The sequence below is a fragment of the Halogranum amylolyticum genome (assembly GCF_900110465.1).
Classification (GTDB): Archaea; Halobacteriota; Halobacteria; order Halobacteriales; family Haloferacaceae; genus Halogranum; species Halogranum amylolyticum.
In genome coordinates this window covers 216,128-235,613 of record NZ_FODV01000004.1, presented here as the reverse complement: position 1 = coordinate 235,613, position 19,486 = coordinate 216,128, and the positions used below count along the sequence as shown (strand labels likewise).

Genomic DNA, 19,486 nt, shown 5'->3' with positions numbered 1-19,486 from the left:
AAAACCCGCTTAGATGCCCGCCTCGAAGTCGTCGAGGGCGTAGCTGGGTTCGGCACCACGGCGGTCGAGCGTCTCGTTGGCGAGCAGCCAGTAGACGACCGACAGCGCGCGGCGACCCTTGTTGTTCGTCGGGATGACGAGGTCGACGTTCGACGTCTGGTTGTTCGAGTCACACATCGCGATGACCGGGATGCCCACGGTGATAGCCTCCTTGACGGCCTGGTTGTCACCGATGGGGTCCGTGACGACCACGACGTCCGGCTCGATGTAGCCCTCGTAGTCGGGGTTCGTCAGCGTGCCCGGGATGAAGCGCCCGGTGCGGGCGCGTGCGCCGATGGCCTCGGCGAACTTCTCGGCCGGGAACCGACCGTACTGACGCGAGGAGGTGACGAGCACCTGCTCGGGGTCGTAGTTCGCGAGGAAGTCGGCGGCCGTGCGGACGCGCGAGTCGGTCTGACTCACGTCGAGCACGTACAGGCCGTCGTCGCGGACACGGTGGATGAACCGTTCCATGTCCTTCGTCTTCTGCTGGGTCCCGATGTGGACGCCGGCAGAGAGATAGTCCTCGACGGGGATGAGGAGGTCTGCCTCGTCGTCGGGCATGACGTCCTCGTCGAACATCGGCTCTTCCTCTTCTGCGTCTGCTTCGGCCTCGGGAGCCGATTTCTCGGCTTCCTCGGCGGGCAAGTCGTCTTCCGCGGAGATGTCGGGGTCGACCTCCGGGTCGGCACCGGCCTCCTCGGCGGGCGCCTCGGTGTCGAGCTCCTCTTCCGCGGCTTCGAGTGTTTCGTTGTCGTTTTCGCTCATACAGCGTCTTCCGCGATGCGGATGAGTTCGTTGAGTTTGGCGGTTCGCTCGCCCTGGACGGTGCCCGTCTTGATGAACGGTGCGTCCGTCGCGACGGCGAGGTGTGCGATGGTCGTGTCCTCCGTCTCGCCCGAGCGGTGGGAGATGACGGAGTCGTACCCGTGCTCCGTCGCCAGTTCGATGGCGTCGAAGGCGTCGGTGAGCGTGCCGATCTGGTTCGGCTTGATGAGGATGCTGTTGGCCGCATCCGTGTCGATACCCTCCTGCAGGCGCTCGACGTTCGTCACGAACAGGTCGTCGCCGCAGATGAGCGTCTTGTCACCGACGCGGTCGGTGAGTTCGGCGAACCCTTCGTAGTCGTCCTCGTCGAGGGGGTCCTCGACGTAGGCAAGGTCGTAGTCGTCGACCAGGCCGGCGACGTAGTCGATCTGCTCGTCGGTCGACTTGGTCTCGTCGCCGTAGTGGTACTCGCCGTCCTCGAACAGTTCGGCACCGGCCATATCCAGCCCGAACTTGATCTCGAAGCCGCGGTCGTCCGCGACTGCGTCGACGGCTTCGGCCATGATATCGAAGGCCTCGGCGTCGTCGACGGCTGGCGCCCAGGCGCCCTCGTCGCCCTTCGCGGCGGAGATGCCACGATCGTCGAGGATGTCCGCGGCCTTCGCGTGGACCTCGGCGTTGGCGAAGACCGCCTCGGCGACGCTCGGTGCGCCGACGGGGGCCGCGAGGAACTCCTGGATGTGCGTCGCGTCCTTGGCGTGTTCGCCGCCGCCGACGACGTTCCCGAGCGGGATCGGGAAGTTGTCGCCGCGGAACGTGCCGCCGAGATGCTGGTACAGCGGCGCACCGAGGACGTCGGCACCGGCCTTCGCGGCGGCCATCGAGATGGCTACCGCCGAGTTGGCACCGATCTCCGAGAAGCTGTCCGTGCCGTCTGCGGCGCGGAGTGCTCCGTCGACTTCCCGCTGGTTGCCGGCGTGGACCTCGCCGACGAGTCGCGGCACCGCGTGTTTGCGGGCCGCGCTGATCGCCTCGTTCGGCGGGAGTTCGATAGCTTCGTACTCGCCCGTACTCGCGCCGCTCGGGGCGGCCGCACGGCCGAAGCCGCCGGACTCGGTCAGCACGTCGGCTTCGACCGTGGGGTTCCCTCGGGAGTCGAGGATACGACGTAATCGGACGCTGGTGATGAGAGTCATCGTCCTACTGTCCCCCCCGCTTGACCGTAAAGGGTAGGACGCCGGCGTCGTACTCCTCGGCAGCGATGAGGATCGGCTCGGTCTCCTCCGTGTCGATGAGCACCGGCGCGCCGTACGACACCTGTAGGGCTCGTGCCCCGAGGATGCGCGCCTTCTCGTACCGATTGTAGCGTTGTTTTGCCGTCATCACTGATAGGGGGAGACGACGTCGACGAGGTCCTTGTGCGAGACCATCATCCGTCGGCAGCAGTGGCGCTCGACGCCGAGCTCGTCGAGGACCTTCTCGGGGTCCTCGTCGCCCTCACGGGCGCGGGATTTGAACTCTTCCCAGTGCTCGGCGATGACGTTGCCACACGTGAAACACCGGACGGGTATCATCATGGTGTGATCACCTCAGCGGTAGGACTTCTGGTAGCGAGCGCGGGCGCCAGGTCCGCCCCATTTCTTGGATTCGGACTGACGCACGTCGTTGACCAGGAGCGACCGGTCGAACTCCATGTACGCGTCGCGGAGTTCGGCGTCGTTGAGGTACTGGACGAGGCCGCGGGCGATGGCCGTTCGAGTGGCGTCTGCCTGCCCGCTGAAGCCGCCACCGCTGACCGTGACGTCGACGTCGACCTTCGAACGAAGGTCCTCGCCGGCGATACGGAATGGTTCCAGCATCTTCAGCTGTGCCATCTCCGGCTCGGTCAGTTCGACCGGCTGGGAGTTGATGCGAACTCGACCCTCACCCTCGCGTACGGTCGCGCGGGCGACGGCCGTCTTCTTCTTTCCGCTCGTGTTCGTTACCATGTGACGTTAGCACCCAGTTTCTCGCTGATCTCCCCGAGGGAGACGAACTTGATACTCGAAAGGCGGTCCAGCGACGTCTCGTCGAGTACTTCGCCGTCCTCGTCGAACGGGTTGCCGACGTAGACACGGACGTTCTCCAGCGCCTCGCGACCGCGGGACTTCTTGTACGGAAGCATCCCACGGACCGAGCGCTTGAAGATGCGGTCCGGTCGCTTCGGGTAGTACGGACCCCGGTCGGAGCCGACGTCGATGCGCTTCTCGTAGACGCCGATGATGTCGTCCTCGCTGCCGGTGATGACTGCGTCCTCGGCGTTGATGACGGCGACCGTCTCGCCGGCCAGCGCGCGCTGGGCCACCTCGGATGCGACGCGGCCCATGATGCAGTCCCGTGCGTCGATGACGACGTCTGCGTCGAACTCTGCGAGGCTCATCGGATCACCCGGACGTTCGAACCTTCGGGGTTGTCTTCTGCGATCTGTTCCAGCGACACCGTGTTGCCGACCTGTTCGATCTTCTTCCGCGCCGTGGCGGAGAAGTCGACGGCTGCGACGGTGACGTTCTTCTCCAGCACACCGCTACCCAGCACCTTGCCGGGGATGACGACGGTCTCGTCTTCCTGTGCGTACCGCTCGATGCGGCCGAGGTTGACTTCCGCGTGGGTGCGCCGGGGCTTCTCCAGACGGTCCGCGACGTCCTGCCAGACTCCGGCATCGGAATCGCGAGAAACCGCCTTCAGCTCGGCGATGAGACTGTTGAGTCTCGGGTTTGTCTTACTCATGATGTGACCTCCTGAAAAAGGGAGTGCAGGGAGCAGGATTTGAACCTGCGGACTCCTATGAGACAGCGCCCTGAACGCTGCGCCGTTGGCCTGACTTGGCTATCCCTGCACGCATTTCGCTGTACTGCTTGCCCCTTAAAACCAGTTTCGGTACGTCCGTGGCGACGTCGCCGACGGACGCCCCACACACCAGCGGCTGCCGGTGCCGTGTGGGCTGGCAGTCGTGTGGTGGTGGGTGAAGGGGTCATGATGCGTTGTCAGACCGAAACTTTCTCTTCCAGTTCAGCTGCACGCAGGTCGATCGACTCGACCGCGCGCAGGACCAGTTCTTCGACCGTGAACGAGCCGTCCGTCTCCACGTGGAAGACGAACGCACCCGGCACGTCGCTGACTTCGACTTCCTTCCCGGGGAACTTCTGCGTGAGGTCGTTGTCGAACTCGTCGGTGTTGACCAGTTCGCCGTCCTCGGTCTCGATGACCCCGCGGAGGATGTTCGGTTCCCCGTCGTCGAACTCAGGGGTGTCGCCGACGACCTCCACTTTCTGGAGGTGGCGGTAGCCGACGGCCACGCCGCCCTGATGTTTGGCGTGGGACTTTCCGGAGTCGAGCACCGCGTCGGCCTCGAACTCCAGATGCTGTCCCTCCTTGAGATCGATGATGGGGATGTTCTCGTCGGCCGGTTGCACGTACTCGACGGACGACACCATGTCGCCGGAGTACGCCGTGGCCGGTCCTTCGACATCGAGCGCGAGCGTGACCGTGTCACCCTCTTCGAAGTCGTCCAGCTCCGTCGTCAGGGGGATGAGCCCCAGACGCAGCGCGATCATCTCGTCGAACATCACCGACGAGTTCTCGACGAACCGGACGGTGTCGATCGAGAGGGTGGGCACGTCCGCGATCATCGCCCGGCGGATGCCGTTGGCGATGGCCGGCGTGAGCCCTCGGACGAGGAAGCGTGCCTTCCGGTCGCCGCGTTCGATGAACTCGACGTCGAAATCGTGTGCCATGGGTGGGTTACATCCGCTTGTTCTTCGGCGCGCGCGTGCCGTCGTGCGGGATCGGCGTCACGTCTTCGATGCGGCCGATCTCGAGTCCGGCGCGTGCGAGCGCACGAATGGTTGCCTGGGCACCTGGCCCGGGCGACTTGTTGCCGTTGCCACCGGGACCGCGCACGCGAACGTGCAGTCCCGCGATGCCTGCAGCCTTGACCTCGTCGGCGATCGACTCGGCCATCTGCATGGCGGCGTACGGCGATGCCTCGTCACGGTTCTGCTTGACGACCGACCCGCCGGAGGACTTCACGATCGTCTCCGCGCCGGTCTGGTCCGTCACCGTGATGAGCGTGTTGTTGAACGATGCGTGGACGTGGGCGATTCCCCACTTGTCACCTTCGGATTCGCTCATGATGGGTTACTCCTGTTCCTCCGCCCGTGCCGGGTGGAGTTCGTCCGCCAGCTCCGAGTTCTCGTCGAAGCTCACGGTGTCCTCTTCCGACACCTCGACTTTCTTCGACGGGACGGTGACGCGTGCACCGTCGACCGTCACGTGGCCGTGGCTGATGAACTGGCGCGCCTGGTTCGGCGTGTTTGCCAGCCCCTTGCGGTAGGCGACCGTCTGGAGACGACGCTCTAGCAGGTCGGTCACGTCGAGCGACAGGACGGCGCTGATGTCGTCTTCCTCGCCGAGGATACCGAGTCGGCGGAGGCGAGCGACGAACTCCGAGCCCTCCTGTTCGGCCAGGTCGATGTCGCCCTGTGCCTCACCGAGCAGCCGGCGGGCCTCGCGACGGAAGTCACGAAGCTGCGACTGTGCCTTCCACAGCTCTTTCTTGTTCTTCAGTCCGTAGCGACCCAGCAGGTCCGCCTCCTGGGCGATACGCTCGCCCTGGAACGGGTGGTTCGGGGTCTCGTAGGACTTGGTGTTCTTGCCGGTCGTCATTCTTCGTCACCCGCTGCTTCTTCTGCTGCCTGCTCTTCCTTGATGGCCTCCACGTTGACACCGATGGTCCCCTCCGTACGACCGGTGGACTTCGTCCGCTGTCCGCGGACCTTCTGTCCGCGCTTGTGACGAACGCCCTTGTAGGAGCTGATCATCTTCATCCGGTTGATGTCGTGGCGGCGCTTCTGTTCGAGGTCGCTTCCGACTTTGTGGTTGGTCTCGCCGCTGAAGAAGTCCTTCCGGCGGTTGACCATCCACTCCGGGGTGTGCTGTTCGAGGTTCTCGACGACGTCGATGACTGCGTCGATGTCGTCCTGCTCGAGGCGACCGAACGTCGCGTGTCGGTCCACACCCGCGGCGTCGGCAACGATGCGCGACATGCGCTTGCCGATACCTTTCATGTCCGTCAGGGACCGCTCGACCGACTTCGTCCCATCGAGGTCCGTCTGCCCGATGCGGACGAAGTACTGGAGGTTCTCGTCGTCCTCCGGTGAGCCGTCCTGTGGTTCTTCTGCACTCATAGCTGGATGGATTGAGCGAGCGTTGCGGCGGGGATTCGAACCCCGGGGGCTTGACGCCACTGAGTTAGCAACCCAGCGCCTTGGGCCAGGCTTGGCTACCGCAACACGCGGTTATCGTCGCCCTACACGGACTCGGGACCCGACGCCCCTACAGTTGCTGCACTCGATACAATTCGGCACCGATACTTAAGGGTCACGAAACCGCCGCCGTCGGGCGCGTGCGCCCCGTCATCGTCTCTCACCCCGGGAGAAAGAACTGGTAGCGTACGACGTCGATCATCTCGACGACAGCTACCTGTGAGGGCGCTCCGAGTCGGACGACGGGCCGGTGCTTACAGAGGTTAGGCGAGAAAGCCCACGACTGACGTCGTGGGGGGCGTCACCAGACGTCCCGGTAGTCGTCGACGAACGTCGCCAGCGACGTCGGGGGACGGCCCAACAGTCGTTCGACGTCGTCGGTGACGCGGCCCGCCAACCCGAGACGTGCCGGTGCGTAGATGCCCACCATCAGCACCGCGAACCGTAGCGGGACGCCGCGGGCGGACGTCCGGCGGACGAACTCGAACGACGACGGCCTCGCGTACGCGACGCGTCGTCCGAGGACGTCGGAGAACCGCTCGGCGACCGACTCGAAGTCGAGCGACTCCGGACCGGTGAGGTCGTACGCGCGGTTCTCGTGGCCGGGTTCGGTCATCGTGACGGCGGCGACCGCGCCGACGTCGCGTGCGTCGACGAACGAGAGAGCCCCGTCCCCCGCAGGTACGAACAGTTCGTCGCGCTCGCGGATCTCGGGCGCGTGGATCTCACTCAGGTTCTGCATGAAGTAGCTGGCGCGGAGGAACGTGTGGCTGGCGTCGCTCGCTTCGAGATGCTTCTCGATGCGTCGGTGGGGCAGAAGCGGGTTCCGTTCGGCGCCGAGAACGGAGAGATAGACGACGTGGCCGACGCCCGTCCGAACCGCCGCGTCGACCGCCTCGACGATGCGGTCACGGCCGACCGACGGCGGTCGAAGGAGAAACAGCGTCTCGACGTCTTCGAACGCGAACCCCCACGTCTCCGGGCGTTCGAAGTCGAAGGCGATCGGCTCGCAGTTCTCGGGCCACTCCCCCTCGGTCGGGTCTCGTACCCCTGCTCTGAACGGTATGGCGCTGTCGGCGAGCGCGTCGACGACGTGTGACCCGATGGTACCGGTCGCTCCTGTCACGAGAACTTCGTCGCTCATATCTCTCGGTCGGCGGCCATCGACGTCAAAGATGTGGCAGACGTCGCCCGCGAGACGCCCTTACAGGTCGAGGTCGAACGCGCGGTCCAACAGCTCCTCGTCGTACAGCGTCGTCGTCTGTTCGGGCGCGACCTCGTGGATGACCGTGACCGTCTCGACGGTGTTGACGAAGTTCTTGTAGGTCGCCTCGTCGACCATCTGGCCGTCGACCACTACCGCACCCGTCCCGTCGCCTTTCGCCTCGTGGAACGACTCGATACGCTGGACGTCACCGGCGAGTTCAGACGGGCTGGGCATATGCACCCGGTTCGCTTGCGCCGTCTGGTTGGGGTGTAGCGACCAACTGCCGTCGAGGCCGACCTGCGCTTCCCGCTCGACCTGGTCGGCGTAGGCCTCCCCGTTGTAGAACCGCACGCCCGCTCGCTCACCGAACAGCCGGTCGAACGGCCCGCCGAGCGCGACGAGCCCGTTCGCGCTCGCCTCGTTCGAGAGCCGCCACAGGAGACTATCCCACGTAGGCGGTTGGCCGTCGAGTTCTCGACCACCCAACTCTGCCGTGTAGTCGACCGGGCCGAAGACGAGTCCGTGCAAGCGCGACTCGCCGCCCCACTGCGAGATCTCTCGGAGATCCGACACCGCTCGCGCCGACTCGACGATGACGCTCAGCCCGACGCTCCCCTCGGCGTAGCCGTACTCCCGTTCGGCCTCGGCGACGACTCGTTCCGCTCGCTTCACGTCGTCGAGTCGGCCGACCTTCGGGACGACGACGCCGTCGACGAACTCGCCGACCTCCCGGACGAGCGTCCGGATCTGCTCGCGACCGCGGTCGCGGAACCGCTCGTCCTCGTAGCTCCACTCCACGCGGGGCCACACCTCGCCGACGAACTCGGCGTCCGGCAGTCGGTCGACGACGTTGTCGAGCGCCTCGGACTTCATGTCGGGTGCGGTGCCGTCCTCGATGTCCGGGACGAGCCAGTCGGGTTTCTGGAACCCGGTGGCCGAGAGCCCCGAGTCGAGGTACTTCGCCGTGTTCTCGCGCGGCACGGCGGCCGGTGCGGTCTGGAACGTGCGGCAGAGCCGCGATCTGTCTGTCGTCATCGTCTGCGTCCGTGTGTCGTCTGTCGTCTGTTCGTCTCGTTCGTCGGTCGTCGCGCTGTGCTCTCCGTTCATCGTTCCTCTCGTCGGCGAACCTGCGCCGTCCGCGTCCCCGAGTAGACGACCCGGTCGTCGGCCGTGACGGCGTAGTGCCGGAAGGTGACGCGGCCGGTCGGAACGCTGTGGTCCCCGTCTCCGTCCCTGCCGTCGCTCGCCCCGTCAACCGCCTCCGCGTCGACGACGCGGGTGAACGCGAACACGGTGTCGTCGGCCGTCACGAAGTCGTGGAACCGTTCGTCCTCGTACCGCTCCTCGCGCCACGTCGCCTCGTCCGACCGGGCGTGGCCGAGCGCGATCGATCGTGTCACGTCGCCGTAGACGACGACCTCGCCGGAGGGCGAGTCGGCCATCATCGACGCGTTGTGGTGTTGGCCCGCCGTGTTGAGCGTCCGCAGCGGGAGGACGGACATGAGCACGTCGTCGACCGTCCGGCCGCGCTCGTGGCGGTAGGCGACGGCGGCGTCTCGCCCCGCCACCGCCTCGAGCGCGTCGCGGAAGTCCTCGAAGTACGCCCCGTCGGGCGCGACGAGATCCGTCGGCAGCGACGGTGAAGCATCCGATCCGCCGGACTCCGTCGCCGACTCCCCGCCGTCGGTCTCGACGGGGTCCCGACGCGGCACCATGTTCGTCCGCGTGTAGGAACACAGCGGGTCGTCCGTCTCGCAGTCGTAGCTCGTCGTCTCCCACGAGACGATGCCGTAAGCGGGTCGCGAGGAGGAGGTGCGCTTGTCGAGCACCGTCGACTCGACGCGGAGGTCGGTACTCGGAGACACCGCCTCGCGGTGGAACCGCACGTCAGTGCGCCCGAGGAAGTAGCCGCCCTTCTCGCTGAGGTCCTCGACGCTCGGCCCCATCGTGCAGGCGACCAGATAGTCGGGGTGAACGGGCGGTTCCTCGAACCCGCGTTCGCGAGCGGCGTCGGGCCGCCAGTACGCGGGGTCGTGGTTGAGCGTCTGACTCGTCCAGAGGTCGTTGCCGTCGCGAGTGAGACGGAGCCCCGGGTCGTGTTCGATGGTCTCCCCCTCCTCGAACGCCTCGAAGTAGGTCCCCTTTTCCAGTACCTCCGCGCGTGCGAGCGCGTCCGGCATCGACTCGACCCAGTCCGGGCCGTCAGTCATCGGCGGCCACCTCCGTGGCGTCGGCCGTCCGACCGCGTCTGGCGAGCGTTCGGCGCATCTCGTTGGTGACGATCATGAACCCCTCGTCGAACCCCATCCCCGGTTTGGCGAGCAGCTGCGCTGCCCGCGTCGCGAGCGCGACGTGTGCACACGTGCGTGCGGAGACGTCCGTCTCGTTGCAGGTACCGCCGAGGTAGGCGCGGGTGTCGGTGCCGCGACAGGCGAGGACGGCCTCGGCGCTCCGCTGGACCCCACCCAGATCCGGGGTCTTCACCTGCACCACGTCGGCCGCGCCGGCGTCGACGAACGCCCGCACGTCGTCGAACGTGTTACACCACTCGTCGGCGACCAGGTCGACGGCGACGCCCGCGTCCGAGAGACCGTCGCGGAGCGTCGTCATCTCGCGGATCTGCGCCTCGCGACTCCCCGCGTCCATCGGTCCCTCGATCTGCAGCGGGTACGGCGCCGCCGCTCTCCGGAGATCGGCGAAGTAGTCGACTACCTCCGCACGGTCGTACGGCGGGCCGAACAGCTCGCCGAGGACCCCGTAGACGTCGATGTGGAACCGCGGGTCGTAGCCGTCGATGCGCTCTGCGCGCTCCGAGAGCCACCGGACGTAGTCGAGAAGTCGCTCGCCCTCGGGGCCGATCTTCTCGACGCTGTTGAACAGTCCGTGCGGGAGAACGGGGACGCCCTTCAGCAGCATCTTCTCGGCGTTCGTCCGCCGCTCGTCACCCGACTGGCCGAACACTGGAATCGGCTCCGTCGCCGGCGCGACGTCGTAGACGTCGGCCAGCACGTCGGTCATCGTCGTCCCCGTCGCGCTCGCCGCGGCGTCGAGGAGCGCCTGCGAGACGCCGTAGCGGATCGCCGTGTGGAGTCGGTCGCCGTCGACGGTCAACCCTTCCAGCAGGGTCGCATTCTCCGCGAACGCCGCCGCGTCGCGCCCGCGGAGGCGGTCGGCGACGACGCCCTCGACGACCGAGCGGTACTCGTCGGCACGGAACAGCGGGTCGCGGCCGCCGGCGCCGGAGTACTGGACGGCACAACAGTCACCGGTGGCAGTTGCTCCGGAGGAGAGTTCGAGTTCAACCGTCAGCGCCTCGCCGGCCTCGCGGATCCGTCGGAACCCCTCGGTCTCCGGGTCGCCGCGGTAGTCGAAGCCGTCCTGCGTCGCACCGGCCTTGATCGCCCGCTGGTCGTCGAAGAAGAACCCCGACACCGTCGGGACGGCCCGGACGGCGTCGATGCGAATACTCACGTCCACCCCTCCGTCGGGCGGCCGATGAGTTTGCCGTCGCTGATGGCGTCGACGTCGTCGGCGACCATCCGGAACGAACACTTCCGCCCCTCCGTCTCCGCCCGTTCGTCGAGGCGAGCGCGGTGCATCTCCTCGACGTCGTCGTCGAGCGCCAGATCGCCGAACTCCAGAATCCGCACCCGGCCCTTGTCGTCGCGGGCGGGGAGCACGGCACCCTTCGCGCTCTCGCTGGGAGCGAACGGCACGTCGAGCGCGCCGGTCTCGAACGCTCGGACCGTGCCGTGAGCGACGTCGCCGTCGCCGAGTGCGAACACCGAGTCCATCAGCGACCGCACCGAGCGTTCGATGATCTCCCGTTCGTCGTCGATCCCGTCGAGCGTCACGTCCTGTTCGATGAGCATATCAATGAGCTGTCGTGTCGTTCGGAGTCCGGCGGCGTTGGCCTCCATCGTGGGGACGCCCTGGAACTCCTGTGGCGACTTCGTGATGACTTTGTCCGGTCGCGCGACCGCGGCGGTGGCTCCGCCGAGACCGATGACCCCGTTGGCGCGCGCTTCGTCCGGTGGGAACCCGCCCATCCACTCGTGGAAGACGGTGGTGACGGTGACGTCGTCGGGGAGGTACTCCTCACCGAGCGTCCGCAGCGACCGGAGGGCGGCGACGTCCTGCACGAGGTTGCCGACCTGTCCGTAGCCGAGCGTCACCGACTTCACGCCCTGTGTCGCCGCCAGCAACCCCTCGACGAGGCCGACGGCGATGGCGATAGACGGGGGGACGAGCGTCCCCGTCAGCGGGCCGAACGGTTCGCGGTTGATCCGCACCCCGAACTCCGTGTAGAGGCCGGCCAGCCGGTCGACGAACTGCCAGTGTTCGATCGTCTCCGCCAGGTCGCGGCGCTTCGTGTACGGGATGTTGTACGAGATGGGACCGCCCTCGAAGCTCTGGAAGCCGCCGGCGAAGGTGACCATCGCCAGCAGGCGGGCGTCGGGCGTCCCGTGGCGCACCTCGATGGGGCCGTCGACGCGCTCGATCAGTTCGCGACAGCCGTCGACGCCGTGGTTGACGGCCGGGAAGCCGTTGAGCGTGTCGTCGCCGGACTCGCGGGCGGCGTCGAGCCCCTCCTGTGCCTTTCCGTACTCGTTGTCGCGGGTGTAGGAGTCGATGGTCGTCGGCAGGAGGTCCGCACCGCCCTCCTCCCAGAGATGGGCGAGCAGGTCGACCTGCGGGTCGAGTCGCGGCACGCCCGCCCGCGGCTGAAGCAGCGGGCGGTCTGCCGACTCCAGCACGCGTGCGAACCGCTTTCCGTCCGGGAGCGTCCCGTGGTAGTCGACCGACTCCTCGAAGTCGACGGCGTCCGCCGTCGACCAGTCGTCGCGGAGGGACTCGGCGATCCGGCCGAGTTCCGACTCCGCGAGGCGTTCGTCCCGAACCATCAGCTGTAGGCTCGGACCGACTCTTGGTCGGTCTCTGTCGTCGAGACGTCGAGGTCGACTTGGAGCGCGTCGATCGCCTCCTGTGGCTCGGTCTCCGAGTCGAAGACGCGGGTGAACCCCATCCGCTCGAAGCGACGACGCGTCTCCGTCCAGTCGTCCTGCCCGACGGCGAGGTTGCCGCCGATGTACGTCGGCAGGTCGAGACCAGCCTCCACGAGCTTCTCGTGGAACCCGCCACAGTCCTGCTCGGCGTGACCGTAGAGTGAGGAGACCAGTACTGCGTCTGCGTCGTGCGCTTTCGCTGCGTCGACGAACTCCGTCTGCGACGTTTGGACGCCGAGGTTGACAACGTCGAACCCCGCCGCCGACAGTGCCTGCTCCAGAATCGTGATCCCGACGACGTGTGCGTCGGAACCGATCACACCGAGGATGACTGTTCGCGGCATCATCGTGAACAACCGTGAAGTACCCCATAAAGTTAATGATTTATAATGATAATATTCCTTAAGGAGGGTTAGACACTGGTGTGACATAGAGTCACAAAGTACATGATTAATAGGGTAGTTTTTTCTTCCACATCCACGTCGCCGTTGGCATGGGTGCGCTCAGCGACCTTCGGGTGCTCGACCTGACACAGGTGCTCGCCGGACCGTACTGTACGATGCTGCTGGCCGACCTCGGTGCCGACGTCGTGAAGATCGAACGTCCCGGCGGCGACCTCATCCGGTCGAACCCGCCGTTCGTCGACTCGGCGGACGAGCCGTACGGCGGCTACTTCCAGAGCGTCAACCGCGGGAAGCGCTCACTCGAACTCGACCTCGGCAGCGACGAGGGGCGCGCCGACTTCCTCTCGCTCGTCGAGACGGCGGACGTCGTCGTCGAGAACTACCGTGCGGGCACGATGGAACGGTTCGACCTCGGCTACGAGACGCTCCGAGAGCACAACCCCGAACTCGTCTACGGCGCCATCCGGGGGTTCGGCGACCCGCGGACGGGCGAGACGCACCGACAGGGCCAGCCCTCCTTCGACCTCGTCGCGCAGGCGCTGAGCGGGTTGATGGAGATCACGGGTCAGGAGGACGGCCCGCCGACGAAAGTCGGCCCCGGCGTCGGCGACATCTTCACGGCGACGCTCAACGCCGTCGGCGTCCTGGCCGCCGTCCACCACCGCGACCGAACCGGTGAGGGGCAGTTCGTCGACACCGGGATGTACGACAGCATGGTCAGCCTCTGTGAGCGGGCGGTCTACCAGTACTCCTACACCGGCGAGGCACCGACGCGACAGGGCAACTCCCACCCGACGCTGTTCCCGTACGACTCCTTCGAGACCGACGACGGCCACGTCGTCGTCGCCGCCTTCGGCGACAACCACTGGGAGGCGCTCTGCCGGGTGATGGACCGCCCGGACCTCGCCGCCGACTACCCGGACGCGGCGAGTCGCCTCCGAAATCGGGAGACGCTTCGGGAGGCCGTCGCCGACTGGACGCGCGAGCGGACCAGCGACGACGTGGTCGACGCACTCGTCGGCGACGTCCCCTGTGAGCGCGTCCAGACCGTCGCCGACGTCTTCGAGGACTCGCACGTCCACGACCGCGAGATGCTGGTCGAGGTCGACCACCCCGAGAGCGGCGAGCGCGTGACGATCGCGGGCCAACCGATCAAGATGTCGGCGACGCCGACGCAACCGGGACGACGCGCGCCGCTCCTCGACGAACACCGCGAGGAACTGCTCGGCGACGCGGTGGGCGACACGGACGACGGAGCGCCCTCGCGGGCGACGGAGGAGGCCGACGACTGATCGGATGCGTCCGGTGCCGACGAGAGACTGACCCCGAGACGGCCCGCGCCGCTCGCGGGCACAGTTTCTTGGCGTCCTCACCCGATTGAGACGGTATGGCAGGTGCGACGTTCCTCTCGGGCGACCGCGTCACGCTCACCACCGTCGAGGCCGAGGACGTCGAGTTTCTCCGCGACGGCGTCAACGACCCGCGAGTCCGCGTACCGGCGGGGCAGGTGCTCCCGAGCAACGAACGCCAGGAACGCGAGTGGTTCGAGGCGGCGAGCACGAGCGACGACGTCGTCCAACTGCTCGTCGTCGTCGACGGCGAAGCCGACGAACGGAGCGCGGAGTCGTCGGACACTCGCGCCGGCGTCGTCGAACTCGACCCCATCGACCGCGAGACGGGGACGGCCGACGTCGCCTACTGGCTCCGTCCCGAGTTCCGTCGCAACGGCTACGCCCGCGAGGCGCTGGAACTCGTCGTCGACTACGCCTTCTCGCAACTCCGCCTTCACCGGGTTAACGCCGCCGTCTACGACTTCAACGAACGGTCGATGGAGTTGTTGGAGGCGGTCGGGTTCACCGCCGAGGGAGTCCAGCGGGAGAGCGCGTTCGTCGACGGGGCCTACCGCGACACCCACTACTTCGGCGTGCTCGAAGACGAGTGGGAGTCGTAGCACTCACCGGTCGCGGAAGACGACGCCGTCGAACCCGCCCGTCAGCACGACCTCCTCGCCCCCGTTGCGACACTCGACGCTGGCGTCGACGTCGACCCGCGTGTCGGCCTCTTCGACGCCGTCGACGGTTACCTCGCACTCGATCTCCTCGCCCGTGTAGACCGGGCGGTGAAACTCGAACGTCATCGTCCGCGCGAGCACGTCGAGGTCGCCGCCGATCTTCGTCGGGAGCGTCGCCGTCAGGAGGCCGTGGACGACGAGACGGCCCTCCTCGTCGGGTTCCTCGTGGTGCGTACCGCGGTCGTTCGAGAGGTCGGCGAACTGGCGGACGTCGTCCTTCGAGAAGGTGCGGGTGTACGTTCGAGTCTCCCCTTCGGTCGGCACGTCGGTCATACCGGTCGGACGGACACCGACCACAAAAACACTCGTTCGGTCCACCGCTTCGGCCGCTTCGCTCTGCTCTCTGCTCCTGCGCGCATACTCCCCGTCGACCGTCAGTCCGCGCTGACGCCGAGATACTTGTCGTTGATCTCGTACTCGCCGCGGTCGTTCTCGACGAGGTACTCGCCGTAGTAGGGGACGCGGTTCGAGACGACCTCGCGGAACGCCTCGCGGATCTCGGGTTTGGTCATCTCGCCCATCGACCGGAGGTCGTCGTTGCGGTTGAGACAGCCCTTCAGGTACCCCTCGTGGGTGACGCGCACCCGGTGGCAGTTCGCACAGAACGTCTCGTTTTCGACGGGGTCGACGATCTCGACCATCCCACCGTCCGACTCCGGTGTGCCGCCCACCCAGTAGCGCTTGCGGTCGTGCATCTCTCGTGTCTCGACGGTGTCGGCGATGTCGGCGAGCCAGTCGTGAACGCGCTGGATGTCGATGTTCCACTCGGGCTTGCCGGTCAGTTCGGGCATGTACTCGATGAGCTGGAGCTGGAGGCCGTCGTTCTCGGCGACGTGCTCGACCATCCCCTCGACGTAGCCGGCGGTGTGCTCGAAGACGACCATGTTGAGTTTCACTGGCTGGAGTCCGGCGTCGAGGGCTGCCTCGACGCCCTCCATCACCTTCTCGTACGCGCCGGATTTGGTGATCTCGGCGAACGCCTCCGGGTCGAGAGCGTCCTGCGAGACGTTGACGCGGCTGAGTCCTGCCTCCTTCAGGTCCTCCGCGCGACCCGGGAGGAACGTCCCGTTCGTCGTCAGCGACGTCTCCATCGAGTCGGGCGTCCGGCGGATGATCTCCTCTAAGTCCTGTCGGAGCATCGGCTCGCCGCCGGTGAACTTCACCTTCTCGACGCCGAACTCCTCGACAACTTCGAGGAAGCGGACGACGTCGTCGGCGCTCATCTCGTCGTCCTGTGCGTCCATCGGTCCACGGGTGTCGCCGAGTCCCTCGTTGTGACAGTAGACGCAGTCGAAGTTACACCGGTCGGTGAGAGAGACCCGCACCCCGGATACCTCGCGGCCGAAGTCGTCCTCTAACATTATACCTCATCCTTCGTGGAGATGTTCTTAAATGACGCGGCGATTCGAGCCTCCGCGTAACCGATGGTGGTTACCTCCGGTGCTGTTTCGCCGCTGGTGGTCGTTACGTTCCTCAGTCTGCTCTGCGAGCGGTGTCGGAGTCGACTCGCGGCGGCGGGTCTCCGTCCGAAATCGGCGGCATTCGATGCCGTCTCCCGGAACATCTTTGCCTCGAAGCGACAACCGTGAAGGTATGATAGACGAGACCATCGAGGAGATCCGGGAGATGCAGACGCACTCCTCGTCCGTCGTCGCGGTGAAGGCGACTCGTTCGCTGGGGACGCTGCTCGACCGTGACTACGCCACCGTCGACGAGTTCGAGCGCGACCTCGAACACAACACGGGGGCGCTTCGGCGGGCGAACCCCTCGCACGCCTCGCTGCACAACGCGATGCGTGAGGTCGCCCGCAGCGTCGTCGGTCGTGCCGACTCCGTCGAGTCCGCGAAGAAGATCACCCGCTCGACCATCGACCGCGTCGTCGAGGACATCGAGACGGGCAAGCGCAAGGCCGCGCGCAACCTCGCCGACACCTTCGAAGACGGCGAGACGTTCCTCACGCACGACTACTCCTCGACCGTGCTGGAGGGCGTCGAACTCGCCGCGGGCGAGGGCGTCCACACCACCGCCTACGTCACCGAGGCCCGACCGCGCTACCTCGGACGGAAGACGGTCCGCACCCTCTCGGAGATCGACCGCGTCGACCCGCATCTCATGGTCGACGGTGCCTCGGGCATGTTCCTCCCGGAGTGCGACCGGGTCATCATCGGCATGGACTGCATCGTCGACGACACGCTCTACAACCGCGTCGGCACGTTTCCGCTCATCGCCACCGCCCACCGGCTGGACGTCCCGGTCACTGTCGCCGGCAGCAGCACGAAGATCATCGTCGACGGCTTCGCCTTCGAGAACGAGTACCGCCCGGCCAGCGAAGTGATGCTCGAACCCACCGAGGGGATCACCGTCGAGAACCCCGCCTACGACGCGACGCCGGTGGACCTCATCGACGAGGTCATCACCGACGACGGCGTCCACGAGTTCTGAGTCTCTTTTGACCTTCTCCGGGAGTCTCGTCGTCTACTCTAACGACACTCGCTCGCCGCAAAGACCGCCTCGCGTACAGTTCGCTGGCCTACGCCAGCGAGATACGCTCGCCGCTCTCGTCACTTCGCTCGATGGCGTTCAGCACCCGCTGGACCTGATAACCGTCCTCAAACGACGGGTGGAACTCGCCGCCGTCTCTGACTGCCGAGAGGAATTCGTAGTTCTCGTGGACGAACGTGTGTTCCCAACCGAGGACGTGCCCCGGCGGCCACCAGTGGTCGAGGTAGGGGTCGGAGCCGTCGGTGACGAGAATGGTCTCGTAACCCCGGTGGTCTGCGCCCTTGTACTCGAGTTCGTTCAGCCGTTCGAGCGAGAACTTCAAACTCCCCTCCGTGCCGTGAATCTGGATGGTGTGGTCGTTCTTGTGGCCGTCGGCGACGCGGGAAGCCTCGAACGTTCCGATGGCCCCCGAGTCGAACTCCACCTGTGCGGAGTAGGCGTCGTCGACGGTGACCGGTCGGGTCTCGTCGCTCCCCTCGACGGGTCGTTCCTCGACGAACGTCTGTAGCTGTCCGGAGATCTCCGCGAACTCGCCGACCTCCTCGCCGACGAGGAACCGCGCGAGGTCGACCGTGTGCGCGCCGAGGTCGCCGAGCGCGCCGCTGCCGGCGAGCTCCTCGTCGTTGCGCCACGACCACGGAGCCTCGGGGTCGACGAGCCAGTCCTGCAGATACTGCCCGCGGACCTGCCGGATCTCGCCGAGCTTTCCATCCTCGATGAGGTTCTTCGCGTAGCGGATAGCTGGGACGAACCGGTAGTTGAACGCACAGCCGGCGACGAGGCCGCTGTCGGCCGCGGCGTCGCGCATCGCCTCGGCCTCCTCCAGCGTCGGTGCGAGCGGTTTCTCACAGAAGACGGGCGTTCCGGCTTCCAGCGCCGCGATTGAGGGCTCGGCGTGGACGTGGTTCGGCCCGAGGTTGTAGAAGGCGTCGACGTCGTCGACGACCGCCTCCCAGTCAGTCGACGTGTGTTCGAAGCCGAACTGTTCGGCCGCGTCCGCGAGCGCCTCCTCGTCGCGGCCGACGAGCGTGTGACGGTTCACTTCGGGCGCGTCGTCGAAGAACATCGGGAGTCGAGCCAGCGCGTTCGAGTGCGCCTTGCCCATGAACCGATATCCTAGAACGCCGACGTCGAGTGGTTCTTGTTCGCTCATCGGAATCACTCCGCCCAGTAGGCGTCGCCCGGTTGCGTCTCGAAGACCGCACGCTGGAGGACGTCGACCGCCTTCTCCAGTCCCTCCCGCGAGGAGGTCAGCGAGTCCTCGTGTTCGATGCTGAGCGCGCCGTCGTAGCCGACCATCCGGAGCGTCGAGACGACGTCCTTCCAGTGTTCTTCGCCGTGGCCGTAGCCGACCGACCGGAACAGCCACGAGCGGTCGACCTCCTCGGTGTAGTCGTCGGTGTCGAGGACGCCCTTTACCTCGGCGTTGGCGTCGTACACCTTCGTGTCCTTGGCGTGGAAGTGGTGGATGGCGTCTCTCTCGCCGAGGTAGCGGATCGCCTTCGGCACGTCGATCCCCTGCCAGTAGAGATGCGAGGGGTCGAAGTTCGCGCCGATGCGCTCGTTGGTCTCCTCGCGGAGCTTCGCCATCCCGGTCGGTTCGTAGACGAGCATGTTCGGATGCATCTCGATGGCGACGTCGACGCCGTGGTCCGCGGCGTGTTCCGCGAGTTCCGACCAGTAGTCGACGGCGACCTCCCACTGGTAGTCGTGGGCGTCGGCGTGCTCGGTCGGCCACGGTGCGGTGATCCAGTTCGGCACCTCGTCGTCCGGGCCGCCCGCGGGGAGCCCCGAGAAGCAGGTGACGACGTTCACGTCGAGTTGGGCGGCCAGTTCGATGGCCTCGCGGAGTTCTTCGTCGGCCTCGGCGGCCGTCTCCTCGTCGGGGTGCAGCGGGTTGTTGTGCGTCGCGAGCGCGCTCACTCTCAGGTCGTGTTCGTCGAGCGTCGCCTGCAACTCCGTCCGTGCGTCCTCGTCGTCGAGGTGGCGCTGCCGGTCGAGGTGGTCTTCACCGGGGTAGCCGCCGCAGCCGAGTTCGACTGCGCCGACGCCGATGTCCGAGAGATACGTCAGTGCGTCTTCGCGTGACTGCCCGCCGAGCGGGACTGTAAGTACTCCGACGTCCATGGACGGGGCTACAACTACGCGTCGAATAAAAGTTCAGGACGGACCGCGTATCTTGCCGA

Annotated in this window: 24 protein-coding genes and 2 tRNA genes; 3 read left to right on the top strand and 23 right to left on the bottom strand. The window is 66.5% G+C overall.

Annotated features, from left to right (window positions below):
• Positions 1–9 precede the first annotated feature (9 nt).
• From rpsB to glmS, 19 genes are all read right to left on the bottom strand, one after another.
• Positions 10–807, bottom strand: coding sequence for a 30S ribosomal protein S2 (rpsB, locus tag BSG17_RS09845; RefSeq protein WP_089823512.1), 798 nt, complete (start codon positions 805–807; stop codon positions 10–12).
• The gene (eno, locus tag BSG17_RS09840; RefSeq protein WP_089823510.1) at positions 804–2,003 is read right to left on the bottom strand and encodes a phosphopyruvate hydratase; all 1,200 of its coding nucleotides are present in this window, start codon (positions 2,001–2,003) and stop codon (positions 804–806) included. The genes rpsB and eno overlap by 4 nt, the downstream gene beginning before the upstream one ends.
• Positions 2,004–2,007: 4 nt before the next feature.
• The gene (locus tag BSG17_RS09835; RefSeq protein WP_089823508.1) at positions 2,008–2,190 is read right to left on the bottom strand and encodes a DNA-directed RNA polymerase subunit K; all 183 of its coding nucleotides are present in this window, start codon (positions 2,188–2,190) and stop codon (positions 2,008–2,010) included.
• Complete coding sequence (locus BSG17_RS09830; protein WP_089823506.1) at positions 2,190–2,384, bottom strand: DNA-directed RNA polymerase subunit N; 195 nt, start codon at positions 2,382–2,384, stop codon at positions 2,190–2,192. The genes BSG17_RS09835 and BSG17_RS09830 overlap by 1 nt, the downstream gene beginning before the upstream one ends.
• Before the next feature lie 12 nt (positions 2,385–2,396).
• Entirely contained in the window at positions 2,397–2,795 is a 399-nt protein-coding gene (locus BSG17_RS09825; protein ID WP_089823504.1) for a 30S ribosomal protein S9, read from the bottom strand.
• On the bottom strand, positions 2,789–3,226 hold the full coding sequence (locus tag BSG17_RS09820; RefSeq protein ID WP_089823502.1) for a 50S ribosomal protein L13: 438 nt from the start codon (positions 3,224–3,226) through the stop codon (positions 2,789–2,791). The genes BSG17_RS09825 and BSG17_RS09820 overlap by 7 nt, the downstream gene beginning before the upstream one ends.
• The gene (locus BSG17_RS09815) at positions 3,223–3,573 is read right to left on the bottom strand and encodes a 50S ribosomal protein L18e (RefSeq protein WP_089823500.1); all 351 of its coding nucleotides are present in this window, start codon (positions 3,571–3,573) and stop codon (positions 3,223–3,225) included. Before BSG17_RS09815 ends, BSG17_RS09820 begins: the two co-directional genes overlap by 4 nt.
• A gap of 24 nt (positions 3,574–3,597) precedes the next feature.
• Positions 3,598–3,682: transfer RNA gene (locus BSG17_RS09810), tRNA-Leu, on the bottom strand.
• A 148-nt stretch (positions 3,683–3,830) separates the two neighbouring features.
• The gene (locus BSG17_RS09805; protein WP_089823498.1) at positions 3,831–4,580 is read right to left on the bottom strand and encodes a DNA-directed RNA polymerase subunit D; all 750 of its coding nucleotides are present in this window, start codon (positions 4,578–4,580) and stop codon (positions 3,831–3,833) included.
• A 7-nt stretch (positions 4,581–4,587) separates the two neighbouring features.
• Complete coding sequence (locus BSG17_RS09800) at positions 4,588–4,977, bottom strand: 30S ribosomal protein S11 (RefSeq protein WP_009374960.1); 390 nt, start codon at positions 4,975–4,977, stop codon at positions 4,588–4,590.
• A gap of 6 nt (positions 4,978–4,983) precedes the next feature.
• Entirely contained in the window at positions 4,984–5,511 is a 528-nt protein-coding gene (locus tag BSG17_RS09795) for a 30S ribosomal protein S4 (protein WP_089823496.1), read from the bottom strand.
• Complete coding sequence (locus tag BSG17_RS09790) at positions 5,508–6,032, bottom strand: 30S ribosomal protein S13 (protein WP_089823493.1); 525 nt, start codon at positions 6,030–6,032, stop codon at positions 5,508–5,510. Before BSG17_RS09790 ends, BSG17_RS09795 begins: the two co-directional genes overlap by 4 nt.
• A 20-nt stretch (positions 6,033–6,052) precedes the next feature.
• Positions 6,053–6,137, bottom strand: a tRNA-Ser gene (locus BSG17_RS09785).
• 274 nt (positions 6,138–6,411) lie between these two features.
• Positions 6,412–7,254: an SDR family oxidoreductase gene (locus BSG17_RS09780; protein ID WP_089823491.1), complete on the bottom strand. Its 843-nt coding sequence runs from the start codon at positions 7,252–7,254 to the stop codon at positions 6,412–6,414.
• Positions 7,255–7,314: 60 nt separating this feature from the next.
• The gene (gene citE / locus BSG17_RS09775; protein WP_089823923.1) at positions 7,315–8,352 is read right to left on the bottom strand and encodes an L-malyl-CoA/beta-methylmalyl-CoA lyase; all 1,038 of its coding nucleotides are present in this window, start codon (positions 8,350–8,352) and stop codon (positions 7,315–7,317) included.
• 68 nt (positions 8,353–8,420) lie between these two features.
• A complete protein-coding gene (mch, locus tag BSG17_RS09770; RefSeq protein ID WP_089823489.1) occupies positions 8,421–9,527 on the bottom strand; it encodes a 2-methylfumaryl-CoA hydratase in 1,107 nt (368 codons plus the stop codon).
• Positions 9,520–10,782, bottom strand: a complete 1,263-nt coding sequence (locus BSG17_RS09765; protein WP_089823921.1) for a methylaspartate ammonia-lyase — start codon at positions 10,780–10,782, stop codon at positions 9,520–9,522. Before BSG17_RS09765 ends, mch begins: the two co-directional genes overlap by 8 nt.
• A 2-nt stretch (positions 10,783–10,784) precedes the next feature.
• Complete coding sequence (locus BSG17_RS09760) at positions 10,785–12,221, bottom strand: methylaspartate mutase subunit E (RefSeq protein WP_089823487.1); 1,437 nt, start codon at positions 12,219–12,221, stop codon at positions 10,785–10,787.
• Positions 12,221–12,667 (bottom strand): methylaspartate mutase subunit S, encoded by a 447-nt coding sequence (gene glmS, locus BSG17_RS09755; RefSeq protein WP_089823484.1) that lies wholly within the window; start codon positions 12,665–12,667, stop codon positions 12,221–12,223. Before glmS ends, BSG17_RS09760 begins: the two co-directional genes overlap by 1 nt.
• Before the next feature lie 149 nt (positions 12,668–12,816).
• On the opposite strand from glmS, the gene mct reads away from it, so the two are divergent.
• Positions 12,817–14,019 (top strand): succinyl-CoA:mesaconate CoA-transferase, encoded by a 1,203-nt coding sequence (mct, locus tag BSG17_RS09750; protein ID WP_089823479.1) that lies wholly within the window; start codon positions 12,817–12,819, stop codon positions 14,017–14,019.
• Positions 14,020–14,114: 95 nt separating this feature from the next.
• On the top strand, positions 14,115–14,678 hold the full coding sequence (locus tag BSG17_RS09745; protein WP_089823477.1) for a GNAT family N-acetyltransferase: 564 nt from the start codon (positions 14,115–14,117) through the stop codon (positions 14,676–14,678).
• Between the two features lie 3 nt (positions 14,679–14,681).
• On the opposite strand, the gene BSG17_RS09740 is transcribed toward BSG17_RS09745, so the two are convergent.
• Both BSG17_RS09740 and moaA read right to left on the bottom strand, forming a co-directional pair.
• Entirely contained in the window at positions 14,682–15,071 is a 390-nt protein-coding gene (locus BSG17_RS09740) for a hotdog family protein (RefSeq protein WP_089823919.1), read from the bottom strand.
• A 101-nt stretch (positions 15,072–15,172) separates the two neighbouring features.
• A complete protein-coding gene (gene moaA / locus BSG17_RS09735) occupies positions 15,173–16,159 on the bottom strand; it encodes a GTP 3',8-cyclase MoaA (protein WP_089823475.1) in 987 nt (328 codons plus the stop codon).
• 232 nt (positions 16,160–16,391) lie between these two features.
• Between moaA and BSG17_RS09725 the strand changes: the two genes are divergently transcribed.
• Positions 16,392–17,240, top strand: coding sequence for an eIF2B alpha/beta/delta subunit family protein (locus BSG17_RS09725; protein ID WP_089823471.1), 849 nt, complete (start codon positions 16,392–16,394; stop codon positions 17,238–17,240).
• A gap of 88 nt (positions 17,241–17,328) precedes the next feature.
• Here the strand turns inward: BSG17_RS09725 and BSG17_RS09720 are convergent, their stop codons facing one another.
• The gene (locus BSG17_RS09720; protein ID WP_089823917.1) at positions 17,329–18,453 is read right to left on the bottom strand and encodes a Gfo/Idh/MocA family protein; all 1,125 of its coding nucleotides are present in this window, start codon (positions 18,451–18,453) and stop codon (positions 17,329–17,331) included.
• Between the two features lie 5 nt (positions 18,454–18,458).
• Positions 18,459–19,427 (bottom strand): sugar phosphate isomerase/epimerase family protein, encoded by a 969-nt coding sequence (locus BSG17_RS09715; protein WP_089823469.1) that lies wholly within the window; start codon positions 19,425–19,427, stop codon positions 18,459–18,461.
• Positions 19,428–19,486 lie beyond the last annotated feature (59 nt).